Here is a 19,282-nt window from a genome sequence, read left to right on the forward strand (position 1 = left end):
GCTTGCCGACTCATTGAGGGCTCAGGCCTGGCGCGTGTTAAGCAAGCGCTCGGCGCCACCTTCGGCGATACGGCGGTTGCCGACGCGTTCGGCACCGCCCTCGGCAATGCGCTTACGGCCGACACGATCGGCACCATCAGCGGCAATCCGGCGATTGTTCAGGCGGTCGGCGCCGCCTTCGGCCAGCGGTTGAGTGGGGGTGAGTTTTTGCTCGTCGGCCTGGCTGCTGCGCAGTTCGCCCAGCAACGGCTGAGGTTGGCTTTCAGGCAGGGCAAAGGCGTTAAAGGACAGGCTGACCAGGATCAGGCTGGCGAAGGCTTGGCTTTTCATGGGGTGGCTCCTTGTGGGGGCTGGGTGGGTGTAGCGCCCATGATAGGCTCAATAAGTTGATTAAAAAGCGCATATTAACGATAAAAACAATCGTCAAATTAGATTTGTTTGCCTCAGCGCCAGCGCTGTCGCCCCGGCACCCCTGCCAGCGCCGACGTGCAAAAACACCGTTGATGTGGTTTAACGGCTGCGGGTGGCGCTGGAGCCACGCCGGATACGTCACAGGGAGAACCGAATGAATCCGATGCTGAACCTCAAATCCATTGCTGGCGGGCTGTTGGCGGTGTTGCTGCTGATTGTGCTGATGGGCTCCTGGTACACGGTGAACGAAACCGAGCGTGGCGTGCTGCTGCGCAATGGCGCCCTGGTGGGCGTGGTCGAGCCGGGCCTGTCGTTCAAGATTCCGCTGATCGAGACGGTCAAACTGATCTCGGTACAGAGCAATGCCACCACCTATCAGGGCTTGCAGGCCTACAGTAAGGATCAGCAGACCGCGACCCTGAATGTCTCGGTGTCCTGGCATGTGGTGCCGGCGGAAGTCGGCAAGGTGTACATGCAGTACCAGGACCTCAATGGCCTGGTTTCGCGCCTGATCAGCCGCCAGGTGCCCACCCAGGTGGAGAACGTGTTCGGTCAGTACAACGCGGTGAGTGCGGTGCAGAACCGTGGCAAGTTTGTTGCCGATGTGACCAAGGCGATCCGCGATTCGGTGACCGGGCCGGTGGTGATCGATGGCGTGCAGGTGGAGAACATCGACTTTTCCGATGACTACGAGCGCTCCATTGCCCTGCGCATGAAGGCCGAGGTCGAGGTGAAAACCCGTGAGCAGATGCTCGCCACCGAGCAGGTCGAAGCGCAGATCGTGGTCACCCGCGCCCAGGCCGAGGCGGACTCCAAGGTCGCCCAGGCCAAGGCCGATGCCGAAGCCACGCGCCTGCGCGGCAGCGCCGAAGCCGATGCGATCAAGGCCAAGACCCTGGCCCTGAGCAGCAACCCGATGCTGATCGAGCTGACCAAGGCCGAGCGCTGGGACGGCAAGTTGCCCACCACCGTGCTGCCTAACGGCACCTTGCCGTTTATCGACGCGGCGAAGTAAACCACTGGGCGGCATCCCTCTAAGCTCGGGAGTGATCTTTTGTAGCCCGGATGCAATCCGGGGCGTTCGCTTCTCTGCAGATTCGTTCCCGGATTGCATCCGGGCTACGTCTGCTGTGTCGTGTTTGCTATGAATGCTTCGGTGGGCCGTTTCGCGGGCGTCAGCGACCTCTGGACCAGCGGTCATCGCGGGGGCGCGACAGGCGCGGCTTTTCGGTATACTGCCCGGCCTTAAAAACTGGCCGTTGGCTGGTTTGATCTGCACATGACAAGCCACGCACACCGCGTGGCTTGTTAGTTTTTGTCGCGCCGGTTGGCGCACTGAGATGAGGCAAGACGATGAGCGCACTGGTTGGCGTGATCATGGGTTCCAAATCCGATTGGAGCACCCTCAGCCACACCGTGGAGATGCTCGACAAGCTCGGCATCCCCAACGAAGTCAAAGTGGTGTCCGCCCACCGTACTCCGGACCTGCTCTTTCAGTACGCTGAACAGGCCGAGGCGCGTGGCATCCAGGTGATCATCGCCGGTGCTGGCGGTGCGGCGCACTTGCCAGGCATGTGTGCGGCCAAGACCCACCTGCCGGTACTCGGCGTGCCGGTGCAGTCGGCCGTGCTGTCGGGCGTCGACTCGCTGTTGTCCATCGTGCAGATGCCGGCCGGCATTCCGGTCGCGACCCTGGCCATCGGCAAGGCTGGCGCGGTCAATGCGGCGCTGCTGGCCGCCAGCATCCTCGGGCACCAACACCCGCAGTTCCATGTCGCGCTCAAGCAGTTCCGCCAGGAGCAAACTGACGCGGTGCTGGACAACTCAGATCCACGCGAGGCCTAAGCAGATGAAAATCGGTGTAATCGGTGGCGGCCAACTGGGCCGTATGCTGGCGTTGGCAGGGACCCCGCTGGGGATGAACTTTGCCTTCCTCGACCCGGCGCCGGATGCCTGCGCGCAGGCGCTGGGCGAGCATATCCGTGCCGATTACGGCGACCTCGACCATCTGCGCCAGCTGGCTGATGAAGTCGATCTGGTCACCTTCGAGTTCGAAAGCGTGCCGGCCGAGACCGTGGCTTTCCTCTCGCAGTTCGTGCCGGTTTACCCAAGCGCCGAAGCCTTGCGCATCGCCCGTGATCGCTGGTTCGAGAAGTCGCTGTTCAAGGACCTCGGCATTCCGACTCCGGATTTCGCCGATATCCAGTCCCAGGCTGACCTCGATGCCGCGGTGGCCAGCATCGGCCTGCCGGCCGTGATGAAGACCCGTACCTTGGGTTACGACGGCAAGGGTCAGAAAGTCCTGCGCAAGGCCGCCGATGTGATCGGTGCCTTTGCCGAACTGGGCAGCGTGCCGTGCATTCTCGAAGGCTTCGTGCCGTTCACTGGCGAAGTGTCGTTGATCGCCGTGCGCGCCCGTGATGGCGAAACGCGCTTCTACCCGCTGGTGCACAACACCCACGTCAACGGCGTGCTCAACCTGTCGATCGCCAGCACCCAGCATCCGCTGCAGAAACTCGCTGAAGACTACGTCGGCCGGGTGCTCAAGGCCCTGGATTACGTCGGCGTGCTGGCGTTCGAGTTCTTTGAAGTGGACGGTGGCCTGAAGGCCAACGAAATCGCCCCACGGGTGCACAACTCCGGGCACTGGACCATCGAAGGCGCCGAGTGCAGCCAGTTCGAGAACCATCTGCGTGCCGTGGCCGGCCTGCCGCTGGGCTCGACCCGCAAGATCGGCGAAAGCGCCATGCTCAACTTTATCGGCACGGTGCCGGCGGTGGAGAAGGTGGTGGCCATCGACGACTGCCACCTGCATCACTACGGCAAGGCCTTCAAGGCCGGGCGCAAGGTCGGTCACGCCACCCTGCGCAGCGTCGACCGCGCCACCCTCGACCGGCAGATCACGGCCGTCGAATCGCTGATCGACCAGGCGTAACAAGGCCAATAGGTGGACAACGCGCAGCTTGTCCACCTATTGGCCTGATTTCACGGTGGACAATGCTTCGCAGTTGTCCACCCTACGCGAGTACTTATGCGCCCCTTATTGCTCCTCGCCCTATTGCTGCTGAGTACTGCCGCCCGCGCTGAACTGGCGGAAACCGACTGGCTACAACTGCTGCCGGCCAGTGATCGCCAGGCCCTGGAAAACATGCCGGAAATCAGCCATGACACGGCGGAAGGCGAGGGCGTATTCAGCAACAAGGGCGGTCTCAAGCAGCAGGATAAAGACCTGCCGGCGGTGATGTATTCGAGCAAGACGGTGGCGGCCATGAATGGCCGGACCATCCGTATCGGCGGCTATCCGGTGCCGCTGGAGAGCAATGCCAAGGGCGCCAGCACCCTGTTCTTCCTGGTGCCTTATCCGGGGGCCTGCATCCATGTGCCGCCACCACCACCCAATCAGCTGATCCTGGTGCGCTACCCCAAGGGCATTGCCCTGGAGGATATCTACGCGCCGATCTGGGTCAGTGGTGCGCTCAAGGTCGAGGCGGTCAGCAATGACCTCGCCGATGCCGCCTACGCCCTGGATGCCAGCGCGGTAAGACTGGTCGAGGAAAGTGATCTGTAGCGATCGCTCCTAGAGCGGCTCGCAACTCAGGCGCAGGTCCAGGCAGTGGCTCGCCCCAGGGGCCAGGTGTACGCAGTCGTCCCAGAGGTTTGCTGTTTCGATGCAAAGCATGCGCTGCCAAGCGTCGGCGGCAAAGTCGCTGAGGCGCAGGGCCTTATCCACCCACGGGTTCCACAGCACCGCCGAGGCCGAGCCCTGGCTGTGCAGGCTGATCCGGCGTTGCCAGCCGTGATCGACCAGGCTCAGGTGCGCCGGCAGGCCCAGGTAGATGCGGTCGGTCTCGCCGGCAAAGCCCAGGGCGCCGGCTTGCTGGCGCTCTTGCCAGTCGTCGAGGGTTTCGATGTAGCGGCAACCGGCCAGGCCTTCGACCTCGACCTGACGGATGTCGCTGACGGCGAAGTAGCTGTGCAGAGCCTGGCTGAGGGTCAACGGCTGGGTGCCGTGGTTGTGGCTGAGTAGGCGGATATGCAGCTGCTGGTCGAGGCGAATCTGCAGGCTGACCGTGAGCTCGGGCGGCCAGGCCGGATTGCCAACGGCCGGGGTTGGGCCGCTGAACGTCAGGCTGACGCCGTCACCATCCACGCTGCTCTTGACCAGTTGCCAGTCGAGGCTGCGCACGCCGCCATGAAAGGCTGCGCTATCGAGGTCCGGGGCCAGGGCCTGGACCGCCGGCGGGTTGCGCTTGAGGTCGCCGAACCACGGCCAGCAGACCGGCACACCACCGCGCACGCCCTGGCCGCGGCGGTACGTGGCCTGTTCGCTGAGCCAGATCAGCGGTGGTTGCCCGTCACGGCCATAACGCAGGATCTGCGCCCCCTGCTGGCTGATCAGCAGTTCGCCGTCGCCATGGCGCACGCGCCAGCAGGCGAGTTCGCCCAGTTGCAGGGTTTCAATCGATGGGGCAGGGGTTAAGGTAGGCATTAAGGCGTTCCTGAATCGGTTGCCGGCTATTTGACCGCAGTCGCGGGCAAACACCAAGGTGCGCCATGCCCACAGACTGACGAATTGGAGTGTTGCCATGAGCCCTGTTGCCACACCCGTGAGTGCTTGGCGCAGTCAGAGCGTACTGATTGCCTTGGGCAGCTGTGTCGGTTTGGCCCTGCATCTGTTGCTGCGCTTTGCCTGGACGCCGGCCGGTGGCTGGCTGGGTCAGCCATGGGCGCTGTGGCCGTTGTTTGCCGTGTTGCTGGTCGGCGGCCTGCCGCTACTGCGGGTGATTGGCCGACGCCTGTTGCGGCGCGAATTAAGTGCCGACCTGCTGGCCGCCGTGGCCATCGTTACCGGCGTGTGGTTGCAGCAATACCTCGCTGCCAGCCTGGTGGTGCTGATGCTAGCCGGCGGCCAGGCGCTGGAGGCCTATGCCGTGCGCAGCGCGTCCTTTGCCCTGCAGGCCCTAGCGTCGCGCTTGCCGGCCCTGGCCCATTGCCGGCGCAACGGTGAGTGGCAGGATTTGCCCCTGGCCGAGCTGCAGGTGGGCGATGAGCTGCGCGTGCTGCCCCACGAGGCCTGCCCGGTGGATGGCGTGGTGCTGGAAGGGCGGTCGAGCATGGACGAGTCCTACCTGACCGGCGAACCCTATGTGCTGCCCAAGGCGCCGGGCTCGGCGGTGCTGTCGGGGGCGATCAACGGTGATGGCGCGTTGATCGTGCGGGCCGAGCAGCGCGCCGTGGACTCGCGCTACGCCAAGATCATGCAGGTGATGCGCAGCGCCGAGCAGCGTCGGCCAAAACTGCGCCGTCTCGGCGACCAACTGGGTGCGCTGTATACGCCGCTGGCCCTGCTGCTGGCCGGACTGGCCTGGTGGCTCAGCGGCGATGCTCTGCGCTTTCTCGCCGTGCTGGTGGTGGCCACGCCTTGTCCGCTGCTGATCGGCATTCCGGTCAGCATCATCAGTTCGGTGTCGCTGGCCGCGCGGCGCGGCATCATCATCAAGGACCCGGCCGTACTGGAGCAGATCGACACCTGCGAGGTGGCGATCTTCGACAAGACCGGCACCCTGACCTGTGGCCAGCCGAGTTTGAGCGAGGTGCTGCCGGCCCCCGGCTTTACCCAGGCGCAGGTGTTGCAGGCACTGGCCAGTCTGGAGCGTTATTCGCGCCATCCGTTGGCGGGGGCCACGCAACAGGCGGCGCAGGCCCAGGGCTTATCGTTGCTGGAGGCCAGCGCGGTCAGCGAGCGACCGGGTGAGGGCCTGCGCGGTGAGATCGACGGCCGTCAGGTGCAGGTCACCAGCCGCAAGAAACTGCTGGCCCAGTTACCCGCCGCCAGCACTCAGCTGCCACCGCAGGCGGGTGGGTTGGAATGCGTGGTGCTGTTAGCGGGGGTCTATGCCGGGGTCTGCCGGTTTCGTGATGAGCCGCGGCCGGAAGGCCAGTCGTTTATTCGTCACCTGATGCCCCTGCACGGTTTTCGCCGAGTGTTGCTGGTGTCCGGTGATCGCGAGAGCGAGGTGCGCTACCTGGCGGACAAGGTCGGCATCGAGGAAATCTATGCCAGCCAGAGCCCGGAGCAGAAGCTGGCGCTGGTGCGCGCGGAAACCGCGCGGGCCAATACGGTGTTTATGGGCGATGGGATCAACGATGCCCCGGCCCTGACCGCCGCCACCGTCGGTATCGCCTTTGGTCAGGCCAGCGATGTGACCGCCGAGGCGGCCGGCGCGGTGATCCTCGACAGTTCCCTGCAGAAGGTCGATGAACTGCTGCATATCGGTCGGCGCATGCGCCGTATCGCCCTGCAGAGTGCGCTCGGCGGCATGCTGTTGAGCGTGCTGGGCATGTTCCTGGCGGCGGCCGGTTATCTGCCGCCGGTGGCCGGGGCCCTGGCACAGGAGGCGATAGACGTGTTGGCCGTGCTCAATGCCCTGCGTGCCGCGCTGCCGCCCAAAGCCCTCAGCGACTGTTAGCCGCGGCGCGGCGGTACCGGACGGGTGCGACCGCTGCCGTCGATAGCGACGAACACCAGCACGGCCTCGGTGACCTTGCGCCAGTCGCCGGACAGCGGGTCATCGCTCCACACCTCGATCATCATCTGGATCGAACTGCGGCCTACATCCAACGCCTGGGTGTAGAACGACAACTGGGCGCCCACGGCCACCGGCACCAGGAAGGCCATGCGGTCGATGGCCACCGTCGCCACCCGGCCACCGGCAATCTTGCTGGCCATGGCGGTACCGGCCAGGTCCATCTGCGAGACCAGCCAGCCGCCATAAATGTCGCCGAAACCATTGGTTTCTCGCGGCAATGCGGTGATTTGCAAGGCCAGGTCGCCCTGCGGAATAGGATCGTCTTGTTCGAGTTCGAGCATGCCTGGGGGCCTCTTGCCCCTAAATTCTTATTAAATGGCACGAATAAAGCTGAAGTCAGCGGTTGAGTCAGCCAGCGTTTTCGCCGCCGCGCAGTATATCGGGGCTTGCGCCGGACGACGATGCTGGCATTCAGGAATTGACCGCTGAGTCTGTTGCGCACTGTGTCAGGCCGCCGGCCAATTTGCTATGGTGCCGCCGCCAGTTAAGCCCCCAAATAAGAAGCCTCCGACGAGAAGCCCATGCCCGCCGCCCATGCCCTGCAAACCCCTGCATCCCGCCCGTTGAACCGTAGCGATTATAAAACCCTGTCGCTGTCGGCCCTTGGCGGCGCGCTGGAGTTCTACGACTTCATCATTTTTGTGTTCTTCGCCGCCGTGGTCGGCAAGCTGTTTTTCCCGGCGGACATGCCGGAATGGCTGCGCCAGTTGCAGACCTTCGGCATCTTCGCCGCCGGCTACCTGGCGCGGCCGCTGGGTGGCATCGTCATGGCCCACTTCGGTGACCTGCTGGGGCGCAAGAAGATGTTCACCCTGAGCATTTTCATGATGGCGGTGCCGACCCTGCTGATGGGCTTGCTGCCGACCTATGCGCAAATCGGTATCTGGGCGCCGCTGGCGCTGTTGCTGCTGCGGGTGATCCAGGGTGCGGCGATTGGCGGTGAAGTGCCGGGCGCCTGGGTGTTTGTCGCCGAGCATGTGCCCGAGCGGCGCATCGGTCTGGCCTGCGGCACCCTGACCAGCGGCCTGACTATCGGCATTCTGCTTGGCTCGCTGGTGGCTACGGCGATCAACCGCCTGTACAGCCCCGAGGAGCTGCTGGATTACGCCTGGCGGGTGCCGTTTCTGCTCGGTGGGGTGTTTGGTCTGCTGGCGGTGTATCTGCGCCGCTGGCTGCACGAGACGCCGGTGTTTGCCGAGCTGCAGTTGCGCAAGGCACTGGCCGCCGAGCTGCCGCTGAAGACTGTGCTGCGTGAGCACCGCAGCGCCATCATCCTGTCGATGCTGCTGACCTGGCTGTTGTCGGCCGGCATCGTGGTGCTGATTCTGATGACGCCCACCGTCTTGCAGACGGCCTACGGCTTTGCTCCGGCCCAGACCCTGGAAGCCAATAGCCTGGCCATCGTCTTTCTCAGCCTGGGCTGTGTGCTGGCCGGCATGCTCGCCGACCGCTTTGGCGCCGGCCGGGTGTTTATCCTCGGCAGCCTGCTGCTGGCGGCCCTGACCTGGAGCTTTTACAGCAACCTCAAAGCGCATCCGGACTGGCTGCTGCCGTTGTACGCCCTGACCGGCCTGGGCGTGGGCATGATTGGCGCGGTGCCCTATGTGCTGGTCAAAGCCTTCCCGGCCGCGGTGCGTTTCAGCGGCCTGTCGTTCTCCTACAACCTGGCCTACGCGATCTTCGGCGGCCTGACACCCATGGTGGTGGCCTTCCTGCTCAAGTTCAGCCCCATGGGCCCGGCCTATTACGTGATCGCCCTGTGCGGCCTGGGCCTGCTGATTGGCCTCTATCTATTCAGCCAGCGCCGCTAACGTAGCGACCGTGCTCAGGGTTTGGCGCTGACGCGCCAGACCTTGTTGCCAACATCGTCGCTGACCAGCAGCGCGCCCTGGCTGTCCAGCGCCACGCCCACCGGGCGGCCCTGGGCCTGGCCTGCGGCGTTGAGAAAGTCGGTCAGCACGTCGACCGGCAAACCGTCCGGCTGGCCATTCTTGAACGGCACGAAAATTACCTTGTAACCACTGGCCGGCTGGCGATTCCACGAACCGTGCTGGCCGACGAACAGGCCCTCCTGCAGGCCCGGTAATTGGCTGCCCTGGCCGAAGGCGATGCCCAGCGAGGCGGTGTGTGGGCCGAGGGCGTAGTCGGGCTTGCGCGCCTTGGCCACCAGTTCGGGGTTTTGCGGCTGCACGCGCACGTCCACGTGCTGGCCGTAGTAGCTGTAGGGCCAGCCATAGAACGCGCCGTCCTCGACCTTGGTGATGTAGTCCGGCACCAGGTCGCTGCCCAGTTCGTCGCGCTCGTTCACTGCCGTCCACAAGGCGCCGCTGTGGGGCTCCCAGGCCAGGCCGTTGGGGTTGCGCAGGCCTGTGGCGAACAGGCGCTTGGCACCGCTGGCGCGTTCGACTTGCCAGATCGCGGCGCGGCCTTCTTCTATATCCATGCCGTTTTCACCGACGTTGCTGTTGGAGCCGACGGTGACGTACAGGTGCTGGCCGTCGGCGCTGGCGATGACGTTCTTGGTCCAGTGGTGATTGAGGCCCGCCGGCAGTTCGGTGATTACGCTGGGCGCCGCCGTGATCTGGGTTTGCCCGCTGCTATAGGGAAAGCGCAGCAGGCTATCGGCGTTAGCGACATAGAAGTCATTGCCGACCAGGGCCATGCCGAACGGCGAGTGCAGGTTGTGCAGAAACACCGTGCGCAGGTCGACCACGCCGTCATGGTCGCTGTCGCGCAGCAGGGTGATGCGGTTGGCGCTGGGCACGCCGGCACCGGCGCGGGCCATGATCTTGCCGGCAATCCAGCCCTTAAGGCTGAAACCGCTGTTGGCGGCCGGCGCATTGCTTTCCGCCACCAGCACATCGCCATTGGGCAGCACATACAGCCAGCGCGGATGGTCGAGGTCTTCGGCAAAGGCGCTGACCTGGGTGCCGGCGGCAGCCGTGGGTTTGCCGCCCGCCGGCCAGCCCACGGCCGGGGCGATGTTTACTGTCGGCAGCAGTCCCGGATTGGGCGCCGGCAACTGCGGGTTGGGCCCGCTGCCTTGCGGCACGCTGAGGGTGGCTTGCTCGGCACAGGCGCTGCAGGCCATGGCCAGCAGGGCGAGCGGCAACAGATGAACGGCTTTCATGGGCAGTTTCCTCAGCAGTATTCGCGTGAGCGGATGCGTCACGCAGCGGCTAGGCTTTCATCTAACTGTAACAATCGCGTCATAGAGTGTTCATACGGCCTACCGATACTGGCCCCCGATCTAACCCTATCCTGCTCGGAGTAAGGCATGAAACTGAAGCGTTTGATGACGGCCCTGACTTTTGTGGCTGCTGGTGTTGCTACCGCCAGCGCCGTGGCCAATGTTGATCCGTCGATCCCGGCCTACAACAAGACCACCGGTGTATCGGGCAACCTGTCCAGTGTCGGTTCCGACACCCTGGCCAACCTGATGACCCTGTGGGCTGAAGACTACAAAAAGCTCTACCCGAGCGTGAACATCCAGATTCAGGCTGCCGGTTCCTCCACCGCGCCACCTGCCCTGACTGAAGGCACCTCCAACCTCGGCCCAATGAGCCGCGCGATGAAGGATGTGGAACTGTCGGCGTTTGAAAGCAAGTATGGCTACAAGCCGACTGCCGTACCGGTAGCCGTCGATGCCCTGGCCGTGTTTGTGAACAAAGATAACCCGATCAAGAGCCTGTCGATGGCTCAGGTTGACGGCATCTTCTCGGCCAACCGTCTGTGCGGTGGCTCGAACATCAAGACCTGGGGCGACGTGGGCCTGACCGGCGAGTGGGCTGACAAGCCAATTCAGCTGTTCGGTCGTAACTCGGTATCCGGCACCTACGGCTACTTCAAAGAAGCGGCCCTGTGCAAAGGCGACTTCCGTGGCAACGTCAACGAGCAGCCAGGTTCGGCTTCCGTGGTGCAGTCGGTTAGCCAGTCGCTGAACGGTATCGGTTACTCGGGTATCGGCTACAAGACTTCCAGCACCCGTGCTGTACCGCTGTCGAAGAAAGACGGTGGCGAAATTGAAGAAGCCAACGAAGCCAACGCCCTGAACGGCAAGTACCCACTGGCGCGTTTCCTGTTCGTCTACGTCAACAAGGCGCCGAACAAGCCGCTGGCCCCGCTGGAAGCTGAATTCATCAAGTTGGTGCTGTCGCAACAAGGCCAGCAGGTTGTAGTCAAAGACGGCTACATCCCGCTGCCGGCTAAGGTTGTTGCCAAGGCAATGAAAGACTTGGGTCTGTAACTAGACCTGTCGGGCAAGGACGCCCGTCGAGGTCAGGCGAGAGCCTGGCCTCAGCATTTTCTGGGTCCGCCGCTGGTGTCACTGGTCGGCGGGCTTTTTGCGTCTGTGCTCTGTCATCTTTTTGTCATAAAGGGCCGTTAGGGTATTCGCATGAACGATCTGGCCAACTCTCCCATGACTACTACTTCTTCCTCGCGGATTGATTTCAATACGCCTGAATTGCAGCGCAAGCGCCGTTTGCGCGCGCTGAAAGACCACCTGACACGCTGGTATGTGTTCGTCGGCGGCCTCGCCGTGCTGGCGACCATTACCCTGATCTTCTTCTACCTGGCCTATGTGGTTATGCCGCTGTTCCAGGGCGCCGAGCTGAGTGCCAAGCCGGCCCAGAGCCCGGCCTGGCTGCAGGACGGTAGTCAGCCGCTGCTGCTGACAGTGGAAGAGCAGAACCAGATCGGTCTGCGTATTTCTGCCCAGGGCGAAGCGCTATTCTTCACCGTGAAAACCGGTGCCGAACTCAAGCGCAGCAGCCTGCCGCTGCCGGCGGGCACCCAGGTGACTTCGCTGCAGCAAGGCCAGCCTGGCAGCTCGCTGGTGGCTGTGGGTCTGTCCAACGGTCAGGCCCTGGTTCTGCGCCACGCCTACAAAGCGACCTACCCGGACGGTAAGAAAACCATCACCCCGGAGCTGGAGTTCCCTTACGGCGTTGCGCCGTTGCAGGTTGATCCCCAGGGCCGCGCGCTGGAACACGTGAATCTGAGCGTGCATGAAGACAGCTTGATGCTCGCCGGCTCCAGCGGCAATCAGCTGCATGTACTGTCTCTGCTCAAGGAAGAGAACATGTTTACCGGTGAGGTCGCCCTCACCGAAACCCAGATCGAACTGCCGCAACTGGCTGAGCCGATCAAGGCGATGTACATCGATGCGCGGCAGAACTGGTTGTTCGTGCTCAACGGTCGTGCACACCTGGACGTGTTCAACCTGGCCAAGCGCAACCTCAATGGCCGTTATGAATTGCTTCAGGACGCCAGCGCCGAAGTCACCACCAGCGCTCAGCTGCTGGGCGGCATTTCGCTGATGATCGGCGACTCCAAGGGTAACGTCAGCCAGTGGTTTATGGCCCGTGACCCGGATGACGAGCAGCGCCTCAAGCACATCCGCGACTTCCAGATGGGCGACAGCGCCATTCGCCAGATCGTCGCCGAAGAGCGCCGCAAGGGTTTTGTCGTGCTGGACGCTGCCGGTCAGGTTGGGGTGTTCCACAGCACTGCTGAGCGTACCCTGCTGATCGAGCCGATCAGCGCCGATGCACGCATCATGGCCCTGTCGCCGCGCGCCAACCGCATTTTGGTGGAGGCTGGCCCGCAACTGCTGACCTACAAACTGGACAACCCGCACCCGGAGATCTCCTGGAGTTCGCTGTGGAGCAAGGTCTGGTACGAGAGCTACGACAAGCCTGAGTACATCTGGCAGTCGACCGCGGCCAACGCCGAGTTCGAGCCGAAGATGAGCCTCGCGCCGCTGACCTACGGCACCTTGAAGGCGGCCTTCTACGCCATGTTGCTGGCGGCACCGCTGGCGATTGCGGCGGCAATCTTCACGGCTTACTTCATGGCTCCGGGCATGCGCCGCAAGGTCAAACCGGTGATCGAGCTGATGGAAGCGCTGCCGACGGTGATCCTCGGTTTCTTCGCCGGCCTGTTCCTCGCCCCTTATGTGGAGCTGCACCTGCCGGGCATCTTCAGCCTGTTGCTGCTGACCCCAATCGGCATTCTGCTGGCTGGCTTCCTCTGGACCCGTCTGCCAGCGACCCTGCGCCAGAGTGTCCCGGATGGTTGGGAAGCAGCAATCCTGATCCCTGTGGTGCTGCTGGTGGGTTGGCTGTCCCTGGGCATGAGCCCGCTGCTGGAAAGCTGGTTCTTCGGTGGCGACATGCGCCTGTGGATCTCCAATGACCTCGGCATTCAGTTCGACCAGCGCAACGCCCTGATTGTTGGCCTGGCCATGGGTTTTGCGGTGATCCCGAACATCTACTCGATTGCCGAAGACGCCGTGTTCAGCGTGCCGCGCAGCCTCACCCTGGGCTCCCTGGCCCTCGGTGCGACGCCGTGGCAGACCCTGACGCGGGTGGTCATCCTCACCGCCAGTCCGGGCATCTTCTCCGCCCTGATGATCGGCATGGGCCGCGCCGTCGGCGAGACCATGATCGTGCTGATGGCCACCGGCAACACCCCGGTGATGGAGATGAACATCTTCGAAGGCATGCGCACCCTGGCGGCCAACGTCGCGGTGGAAATGCCCGAGTCGGAAGTCGGTGGTTCGCACTATCGCGTGCTGTTCCTTTCGGCCTTCGTGTTGCTGACGTTCACCTTCGTGATGAACACCCTGGCCGAGCTGATTCGCCAGCGTCTGCGTAACAAATACGCGTCGCTCTAAGCGTGGAATAAAGGTAGTTATCCGTGAAACAGCATTCCTTGCAGAGTTGGTTTAAAAGTGGCGCTCCCGGTGTGTGGATGAGCGCCGGTGCAGTGTCGATCGCGGTCATCATGACCATCGGCCTGCTGTTGATGATCGGCATCCGTGGCCTCGGCTACTTCTGGCCGGCGGACCTGGTGCAGGCCCGTTACCAGATCCCTGGCCAGGAAGCCCGCTTGATCGTCGGCGAGCTGGTTCAGGAAGAAGAAGTCAGCCGCGCACGCCTGAAAAGCGCCGGCTTCCCAGTGACCGATGCGGGTCCGGAGTTCATGACCCGCGACCTGATCAAAGTCGGCAACCGTGAAGTCTACGGCAGCGACTTCTCCTGGGTGATCGGTGAGTGGCTGACCGATCACAGCTATCCCAAGGACCTGGTGGCGCTGGAGCGTCGTGAGTGGGGCAACTTCTACGGCTACATCGTCAGCGTCAAGGAAAGCGGCAAGGTCATCGCCGAGGGCGAGGCTGCCTGGCCGGTGCTGCAGGAGCGCCTGGCGCGGGTCAACCACCTGGCCGAGAAGCTGGCCACGCTGGAGAAAAAGGACATCAGCGCCATCAACCATGGCCTTGAGCGTCTGCGTCTGCAAACCCGCAAACTGGAGCTGGAAGGCCGTCTGGACGCGACTGCCCAAGCCGATATCGACGCCGAGCGCGCCGCCCTGGAAGCCCGTTACAAGGCCCTGGAAGGCGAGCTGGTGAGTCTGCACGGCGAAGTTGACCGCGACAGCCTGGTGGTCCGTGAAGTCGGCGGCGAAGAGAAGGAAATCAGCCTGGGCAAACTGGTCAAGGCGCTGCAGCCGAACAACATGTCGGTGTTCGCCAAACTGGGCACCTACTTCAGCAACCTGTGGTCGTTCCTCAGTGACGACCCGCGGGAAGCCAACACCGAAGGCGGGATTTTCCCGGCGATCTTCGGCACCGTGATGATGACCATCCTGATGGCCATCATCGTCACCCCGTTCGGCGTGCTGGCGGCGGTGTACCTGCGTGAATACGCCAAGCAGAACACCCTGACGCGGATCATCCGCATCGCGGTCAACAACCTGGCCGGCGTGCCGGCGATCGTCTACGGCGTGTTTGGCCTGGGCTTCTTCGTCTACGTGCTGGGTGGTTCGCTGGACCGCTTGTTCTTCCCCGAGGCGCTGCCGGCGCCGACCCTGGGTACGCCGGGCCTGCTGTGGGCTTCGCTGACCCTGGCGATCCTCGCCGTGCCGGTGGTGATCGTAGCCACCGAGGAAGGCCTGGCGCGGATTCCGCGGGCGCTGCGTGAAGGCTCCCTAGCCCTCGGTGCGACCAAGTCCGAGACGTTGTGGAAGGTGGTGCTGCCGATGGCCAGCCCGGCGATGATGACCGGTCTGATTCTCGCTGTGGCCCGTGCCGCAGGCGAAGTTGCACCGCTGATGCTGGTGGGTGTGGTCAAGCTGGCGCCGGCCTTGCCGCTGGATGGCAACTACCCGTACCTGCACCTGGATCAGAAGATCATGCACCTGGGCTTCCATATTTTCGACGTCGGCTTCCAAAGCCCCAACGTCGAGGCCGCGCGGCCGCTGGTGTACGCCACCGCGATGCTGCTGGTGCTGGTGATTGCCCTGCTTAACGTTTCCGCCGTGACCTTGCGCAACCACTTGCGCGAGAAGTACAAGGCCCTCGATCACTAAGTTTATTGCCAGGCGCGGCCAAGGCCGCGCGTGATGCCCGCTGCGGCGGGCGCAACCGAATCAACAGTGGAGTACGACATGCAACACGAAGCACATACCCACGGAATCAACATCGCCAGCCTCGGCCGCGACAAGCAGAGCCTGCGCCTGGCCGAGGAAGAAGTCGGCCTGCAAGTGCCTGGCTTGAGCCTCTACTACGGCGACAAGCAAGCCTTGTTCGACGTTAGCCTGAACATTCCGAAGAAGCGCGTAACCGCCTTTATCGGCCCGTCGGGTTGCGGTAAATCGACCCTGCTGCGCTGCTTTAACCGGATGAACGACCTGGTTGATGGCTGCCGCATCGAAGGCGAAATCAACATGGACGGCCGCAACATCTATCGCAAAGGCGAAGATGTGGCTGACCTGCGTCGCCGCGTCGGCATGGTGTTCCAGAAGGCCAACCCGTTCCCGAAAAGCATCTACGAGAACGTCGCCTACGGCCTGCGCATTCAAGGCATCAACCAGAAGCGCATCCTCGACGAAGCGGTGGAGCAATCCCTGCGCGGCGCAGCCCTCTGGGATGAAGTGAAGGACCGCCTGAACGACTCGGCCCTGGGCATGTCCGGTGGTCAGCAACAGCGTCTGGTGATTGCCCGTACCATCGCCGTGCAGCCGGAAGTGCTGCTGCTCGACGAACCCTGCTCGGCCCTCGACCCGATCTCCACCCTCAAGGTGGAAGAGCTGATCTGCGAGCTGAAGTCCAAGTTCACCATCGTTATCGTTACCCACAACATGCAGCAAGCCGCGCGGGTTTCCGACTACACGGCGTTCATGTACATGGGCAAACTGATCGAGTTCGGTGACACCGACACGCTGTTCACCAACCCGGCGAAGAAGCAGACCGAAGACTACATCACCGGCCGCTATGGCTGATTCAGCCCGTTCGCTCTCCCGCCGGCGGGAGAGTTAGGGAAAGGGTGCTGCGCGCAGGCCCTTTCCTCCGGCTCCTCGCTTGCGGGCGAGGGGGAGACAACACCCGGTCCAGGATTTTTACATGATCAACAAAGACAGCCTCACCCATCACATCTCCGCCCAGTTCAATGCCGAACTGGAGGAAGTCCGTAGCCACCTGCTGGCGATGGGCGGTCTGGTCGAGAAGCAGGTCAACGATGCGGTGACCGCGCTGATCGATGCCGACTCGGGCCTGGCCCAGCAAGTGCGCGAGATCGACGAACAGATCAACCAGATGGAAACCACCATCGACGAAGAATGCCTGCGCATTCTCGCCCGTCGTCAGCCGGCGGCGTCTGACCTGCGCCTGATCATCAGCATCTCCAAGTCGGTGATCGACCTCGAGCGCATCGGTGACGAAGCCTCGAAGATCGCCAAACGCGCCATCCAGTTGTGCGAAGAAGGCGAAGCGCCGCGCGGTTATGTTGAAGTCCGCCACATCGGCGACCAGGTGCGCAAGATGGTTCAGGAGGCGCTGGACGCCTTCGCCCGTTTCGACGCCGACCTGGCCCTGTCGGTGGCCCAGTACGACAAAACCATCGACCGCGAATACAAAACTGCGCTGCGCGAGTTGGTTACTTACATGATGGAAGACCCGCGCTCGATCACTCGCGTGTTGAGCATCATCTGGGTACTGCGTTCCCTGGAACGTATCGGCGACCACGCGCGCAACATCGCCGAACTGGTGATCTACCTGGTGCGCGGCACCGACGTACGTCACCTCGGCCTCAAGCGTATGCAGGAAGAAGTGCAGGGCAAGCCGGCGGAGTAAGCGTCGCAGATTACGTCAGGCGTTCGCCGAGGGGTTGTCAACTGCATGTCAGTTGCCAGCCCCTCGGCGTTTTTGCGTTGGCGTTGGCGCTACCTCCCCGACTATGCTTACAGCCATTCGTAAGGGAGTGGTCAATGAGCAAAGTCAGTGTGCTGGTGGTGGATGACGCGCCGTTTATTCGCGATTTGGTGAAGAAAAGCCTGCGCAATCACTTTCCCGGCATCCATATCGAAGAAGCCGTCAACGGTCGCAAGGCGCAGCAGATGCTGGGCAAACAGGACTTCGACCTGATTCTCTGCGACTGGGAAATGCCCGAGTTGTCTGGCCTGGAGCTGCTCAGCTGGTGCCGCAGTGAAGATCGGCTGAAAACCACGCCGTTCGTCATGGTCACCAGCCGTGGCGACAAAGAGAACGTGGTGCAGGCCATTCAGGCCGGCGTTTCCGATTTTATCGGTAAACCTTTCTCCAGCGAGCAGCTGATCAGCAAGGTGCAAAAGGCCTTGAGCAAAGCCGGCAAGTTGCAGGCCCTGGCTGCCGGTGCGCCGACCAAGACCAGCGCCAGCAACCCTTTTGCCAACGATTCGCTGTCGGCGCTGACCGGCGGCAAACCGACTAACGTTGCCCCGGCGGCCAAAGCGCCGAGTCCAGGCAATGATTCCTTGGCAGCTCTGACCGGTAACAAGCCGGCGGCACCGGCCAGCAAGGCGGCCCCGGCGGCGGGCGGTAATCGTGGCCAGGGCCAGTTGCGCCTCCCCGGCGGCATGCTCGCCTGTGTGATCAAGGCCCTAAGCCTCAAAGATGCTCTGCTGCTGGTCAAACGCGCCGAACTGTTGCCCCAGGTGCTGGAGAGCGCCGTGCTCGATCTGGAACAGGGCGAGGGTGGTGAAGTGGCGCGCCTGAATGGCTACCTACACGCCATCGCCGCCTTCGAGCCCAAGCCCGACAGCGAGTGGCTGCAAGTGACCTTCCGCTTCGTTGACCGCGATCCGCAGAAGATGGACTACCTGTCGCGCCTGATCGCCCGCGGCACGGTGCAGAAGCACTTCGTTCCAGGCGCCTGAGCCGTCGGCATGGCAATGCCGACTGGTGCACACAGCCGGGCGCACCGGCTCGCGATTGGCGCCGGGCGCTGCTAGTCTTGCCAATCCCTGAACCCGCTGCAGGCAGTCCGAGAATTTATGCCAGGGCGTTTCCTAGCCGTTTGCGTCATGTTGCTGCTGGCCACCCAGGCCAGGGCCCTGACCATCTACAAATACACCGATGCCAATGGCGTGGTGACCTATACCGACAAAGCCGCCGCCGGTGCCCAGGTGTTCGTGTTTCGCGACCGTATGGTCGAGCGCATCCAGCAGCAGGTGAAGCTGGAAACCAAGAAGCATGACGCCGGTGAGACCCTACTGGTGCGCAATGACCTCTACGCCCCGGTAGAGATTGAGCTGCGTCTGGAGCAACTGCAAAATGCCGGCGGCGTGCCGGACAAACCGATTCGCTGGGTGCTGCCGCCGCGCAGCAAGATCCGCCTGGCCACCCTGGCGCCGCTCGATCCGGCCCAGCCGATGCACTACAAACCCAGGCTGCGCACCGCCCTTGGTGACCCGCGCCTGCTGCCCAAGGATTATGACTATCCGCTGCCCTGGCGCGGCGGGCCGTTCAAGCTGACCCAAGGCGCCAATGGCAAGTACAGCCACTTCACCCCCAAGGGCCGCTATGCCATTGATATCGCCATGCCCGAAGGCACGCCGATTCTCGCCGCGCGGGCGGGCATGGTGGTGAGCATTGAAAACCACCAGAGCGGGCGTGGGAACAATCCATCCGGCAACTATGTGCGCATCCTCCATGACGACGGCACCATGGGCGTGTACCTGCACCTGATGCGTGGTTCGGTCACCGCGCAAGTGGGCCAGCGCGCCGAGCTCGGTAGCCTGATCGCCCGCTCCGGCAACACCGGCAACAGCACCGGTGCGCACTTGCACTTCGTGGTGCAGCGCAATGTCGGTCTGGCGCTGGAGTCAATTCCGTTCGACTTCAACCAACCCGTCGGCAGCCTGCCGAACTTCGCCGTGGTCAGGCAGTAAGCCGCTGTTACTGTTGCGGCACCGCGTCACCCCGTAGGAGCAGCTTCAGCCGCGCATGTCGCCCCGACATA

Annotated in this window: 17 protein-coding genes; 13 read left to right on the plus strand and 4 right to left on the minus strand. The window is 63.2% G+C overall.

Annotated elements, in window-relative coordinates:
• Positions 1-21: 21 nt before the first annotated feature.
• Complete coding sequence (locus AC56DI_RS15150) at positions 22-330, minus strand: hypothetical protein (protein ID WP_496346903.1); 309 nt, start codon at positions 328-330, stop codon at positions 22-24.
• A 235-nt stretch (positions 331-565) separates the two neighbouring features.
• Here AC56DI_RS15150 and AC56DI_RS15155 point away from each other — a divergent pair, with 235 nt between their 5' ends.
• The 4 genes from AC56DI_RS15155 (at position 566) to AC56DI_RS15170 (ending at position 3,979) form a co-directional block, all read left to right on the plus strand.
• Positions 566-1,426, plus strand: coding sequence for a prohibitin family protein (locus AC56DI_RS15155; protein WP_496346904.1), 861 nt, complete (start codon positions 566-568; stop codon positions 1,424-1,426).
• A gap of 338 nt (positions 1,427-1,764) precedes the next feature.
• Entirely contained in the window at positions 1,765-2,256 is a 492-nt protein-coding gene (gene purE, locus AC56DI_RS15160; RefSeq protein ID WP_324520524.1) for a 5-(carboxyamino)imidazole ribonucleotide mutase, read from the plus strand.
• A 4-nt stretch (positions 2,257-2,260) separates the two neighbouring features.
• Positions 2,261-3,346, plus strand: coding sequence for a 5-(carboxyamino)imidazole ribonucleotide synthase (locus AC56DI_RS15165; RefSeq protein WP_496346905.1), 1,086 nt, complete (start codon positions 2,261-2,263; stop codon positions 3,344-3,346).
• Positions 3,347-3,442: 96 nt separating this feature from the next.
• Positions 3,443-3,979 (plus strand): DUF3299 domain-containing protein, encoded by a 537-nt coding sequence (locus AC56DI_RS15170; protein ID WP_496346906.1) that lies wholly within the window; start codon positions 3,443-3,445, stop codon positions 3,977-3,979.
• Between the two features lie 9 nt (positions 3,980-3,988).
• Here AC56DI_RS15170 and AC56DI_RS15175 read toward each other — a convergent pair whose 3' ends face one another.
• Positions 3,989-4,900, minus strand: coding sequence for a D-hexose-6-phosphate mutarotase (locus AC56DI_RS15175; protein ID WP_496346907.1), 912 nt, complete (start codon positions 4,898-4,900; stop codon positions 3,989-3,991).
• A 97-nt stretch (positions 4,901-4,997) separates the two neighbouring features.
• Between AC56DI_RS15175 and AC56DI_RS15180 the strand changes: the two genes are divergently transcribed.
• The gene (locus tag AC56DI_RS15180) at positions 4,998-6,881 is read left to right on the plus strand and encodes a heavy metal translocating P-type ATPase (RefSeq protein ID WP_496346908.1); all 1,884 of its coding nucleotides are present in this window, start codon (positions 4,998-5,000) and stop codon (positions 6,879-6,881) included.
• Here AC56DI_RS15180 and AC56DI_RS15185 read toward each other — a convergent pair.
• Positions 6,878-7,282, minus strand: coding sequence for an acyl-CoA thioesterase (locus AC56DI_RS15185; RefSeq protein WP_324520516.1), 405 nt, complete (start codon positions 7,280-7,282; stop codon positions 6,878-6,880). The two genes, AC56DI_RS15180 and AC56DI_RS15185, sit on opposite strands and share 4 nt — an antisense overlap.
• A gap of 240 nt (positions 7,283-7,522) precedes the next feature.
• Here AC56DI_RS15185 and AC56DI_RS15190 point away from each other — a divergent pair, with 240 nt between their 5' ends.
• Positions 7,523-8,812, plus strand: coding sequence for an MFS transporter (locus tag AC56DI_RS15190; RefSeq protein ID WP_496346909.1), 1,290 nt, complete (start codon positions 7,523-7,525; stop codon positions 8,810-8,812).
• 14 nt (positions 8,813-8,826) lie between these two features.
• Here the strand turns inward: AC56DI_RS15190 and AC56DI_RS15195 are convergent, their stop codons facing one another.
• Positions 8,827-10,131, minus strand: coding sequence for a PQQ-dependent sugar dehydrogenase (locus AC56DI_RS15195; protein ID WP_496346910.1), 1,305 nt, complete (start codon positions 10,129-10,131; stop codon positions 8,827-8,829).
• Positions 10,132-10,278: 147 nt separating this feature from the next.
• On the opposite strand from AC56DI_RS15195, the gene AC56DI_RS15200 reads away from it, so the two are divergent.
• The 7 genes from AC56DI_RS15200 (at position 10,279) to AC56DI_RS15230 (ending at position 19,211) form a co-directional block, all read left to right on the plus strand.
• Entirely contained in the window at positions 10,279-11,247 is a 969-nt protein-coding gene (locus AC56DI_RS15200; protein WP_324520513.1) for a phosphate ABC transporter substrate-binding protein PstS family protein, read from the plus strand.
• A gap of 150 nt (positions 11,248-11,397) precedes the next feature.
• On the plus strand, positions 11,398-13,680 hold the full coding sequence (locus AC56DI_RS15205; protein WP_496346911.1) for an ABC transporter permease subunit: 2,283 nt from the start codon (positions 11,398-11,400) through the stop codon (positions 13,678-13,680).
• Between the two features lie 77 nt (positions 13,681-13,757).
• Positions 13,758-15,374 carry a phosphate ABC transporter permease PstA gene (gene pstA / locus AC56DI_RS15210; RefSeq protein WP_496347526.1) on the plus strand — a complete coding sequence of 539 codons (1,617 nt, stop codon included), beginning with the start codon at positions 13,758-13,760 and terminating at the stop codon, positions 15,372-15,374.
• A gap of 78 nt (positions 15,375-15,452) precedes the next feature.
• The gene (pstB, locus tag AC56DI_RS15215; protein ID WP_324520511.1) at positions 15,453-16,286 is read left to right on the plus strand and encodes a phosphate ABC transporter ATP-binding protein PstB; all 834 of its coding nucleotides are present in this window, start codon (positions 15,453-15,455) and stop codon (positions 16,284-16,286) included.
• A gap of 121 nt (positions 16,287-16,407) precedes the next feature.
• Positions 16,408-17,136, plus strand: a complete 729-nt coding sequence (gene phoU, locus AC56DI_RS15220) for a phosphate signaling complex protein PhoU (protein WP_324520510.1) — start codon at positions 16,408-16,410, stop codon at positions 17,134-17,136.
• 134 nt (positions 17,137-17,270) lie between these two features.
• Positions 17,271-18,197: a response regulator gene (locus AC56DI_RS15225; RefSeq protein ID WP_496346912.1), complete on the plus strand. Its 927-nt coding sequence runs from the start codon at positions 17,271-17,273 to the stop codon at positions 18,195-18,197.
• A gap of 117 nt (positions 18,198-18,314) precedes the next feature.
• Entirely contained in the window at positions 18,315-19,211 is an 897-nt protein-coding gene (locus tag AC56DI_RS15230; protein ID WP_496346913.1) for a peptidoglycan DD-metalloendopeptidase family protein, read from the plus strand.
• Positions 19,212-19,282 lie beyond the last annotated feature (71 nt).

The sequence above is a fragment of the Pseudomonas sp. BGA-UO-ETr-WB11 genome (genome assembly GCF_059567785.1).

Coding starts and splice junctions, on each gene's coding strand:
- AC56DI_RS15205 (WP_496346911.1), top strand. CDS start 11,398: ATGAACGATCTGGCCAACTCTCCCATGACTACTACTTCTTCCTCGCGG.
- phoU (WP_324520510.1), top strand. CDS start 16,408: ATGATCAACAAAGACAGCCTCACCCATCACATCTCCGCCCAGTTCAAT.
- pstB (WP_324520511.1), top strand. CDS start 15,453: ATGCAACACGAAGCACATACCCACGGAATCAACATCGCCAGCCTCGGC.
- AC56DI_RS15165 (WP_496346905.1), top strand. CDS start 2,261: ATGAAAATCGGTGTAATCGGTGGCGGCCAACTGGGCCGTATGCTGGCG.
- AC56DI_RS15195 (WP_496346910.1), bottom strand. CDS start 10,131: ATGAAAGCCGTTCATCTGTTGCCGCTCGCCCTGCTGGCCATGGCCTGC.
- AC56DI_RS15230 (WP_496346913.1), top strand. CDS start 18,315: ATGCCAGGGCGTTTCCTAGCCGTTTGCGTCATGTTGCTGCTGGCCACC.
- purE (WP_324520524.1), top strand. CDS start 1,765: ATGAGCGCACTGGTTGGCGTGATCATGGGTTCCAAATCCGATTGGAGC.
- AC56DI_RS15155 (WP_496346904.1), top strand. CDS start 566: ATGAATCCGATGCTGAACCTCAAATCCATTGCTGGCGGGCTGTTGGCG.
- AC56DI_RS15185 (WP_324520516.1), bottom strand. CDS start 7,282: ATGCTCGAACTCGAACAAGACGATCCTATTCCGCAGGGCGACCTGGCC.
- AC56DI_RS15150 (WP_496346903.1), bottom strand. CDS start 330: ATGAAAAGCCAAGCCTTCGCCAGCCTGATCCTGGTCAGCCTGTCCTTT.
- AC56DI_RS15200 (WP_324520513.1), top strand. CDS start 10,279: ATGAAACTGAAGCGTTTGATGACGGCCCTGACTTTTGTGGCTGCTGGT.
- pstA (WP_496347526.1), top strand. CDS start 13,758: ATGAGCGCCGGTGCAGTGTCGATCGCGGTCATCATGACCATCGGCCTG.
- AC56DI_RS15170 (WP_496346906.1), top strand. CDS start 3,443: ATGCGCCCCTTATTGCTCCTCGCCCTATTGCTGCTGAGTACTGCCGCC.
- AC56DI_RS15180 (WP_496346908.1), top strand. CDS start 4,998: ATGAGCCCTGTTGCCACACCCGTGAGTGCTTGGCGCAGTCAGAGCGTA.
- AC56DI_RS15190 (WP_496346909.1), top strand. CDS start 7,523: ATGCCCGCCGCCCATGCCCTGCAAACCCCTGCATCCCGCCCGTTGAAC.
- AC56DI_RS15225 (WP_496346912.1), top strand. CDS start 17,271: ATGAGCAAAGTCAGTGTGCTGGTGGTGGATGACGCGCCGTTTATTCGC.
- AC56DI_RS15175 (WP_496346907.1), bottom strand. CDS start 4,900: ATGCCTACCTTAACCCCTGCCCCATCGATTGAAACCCTGCAACTGGGC.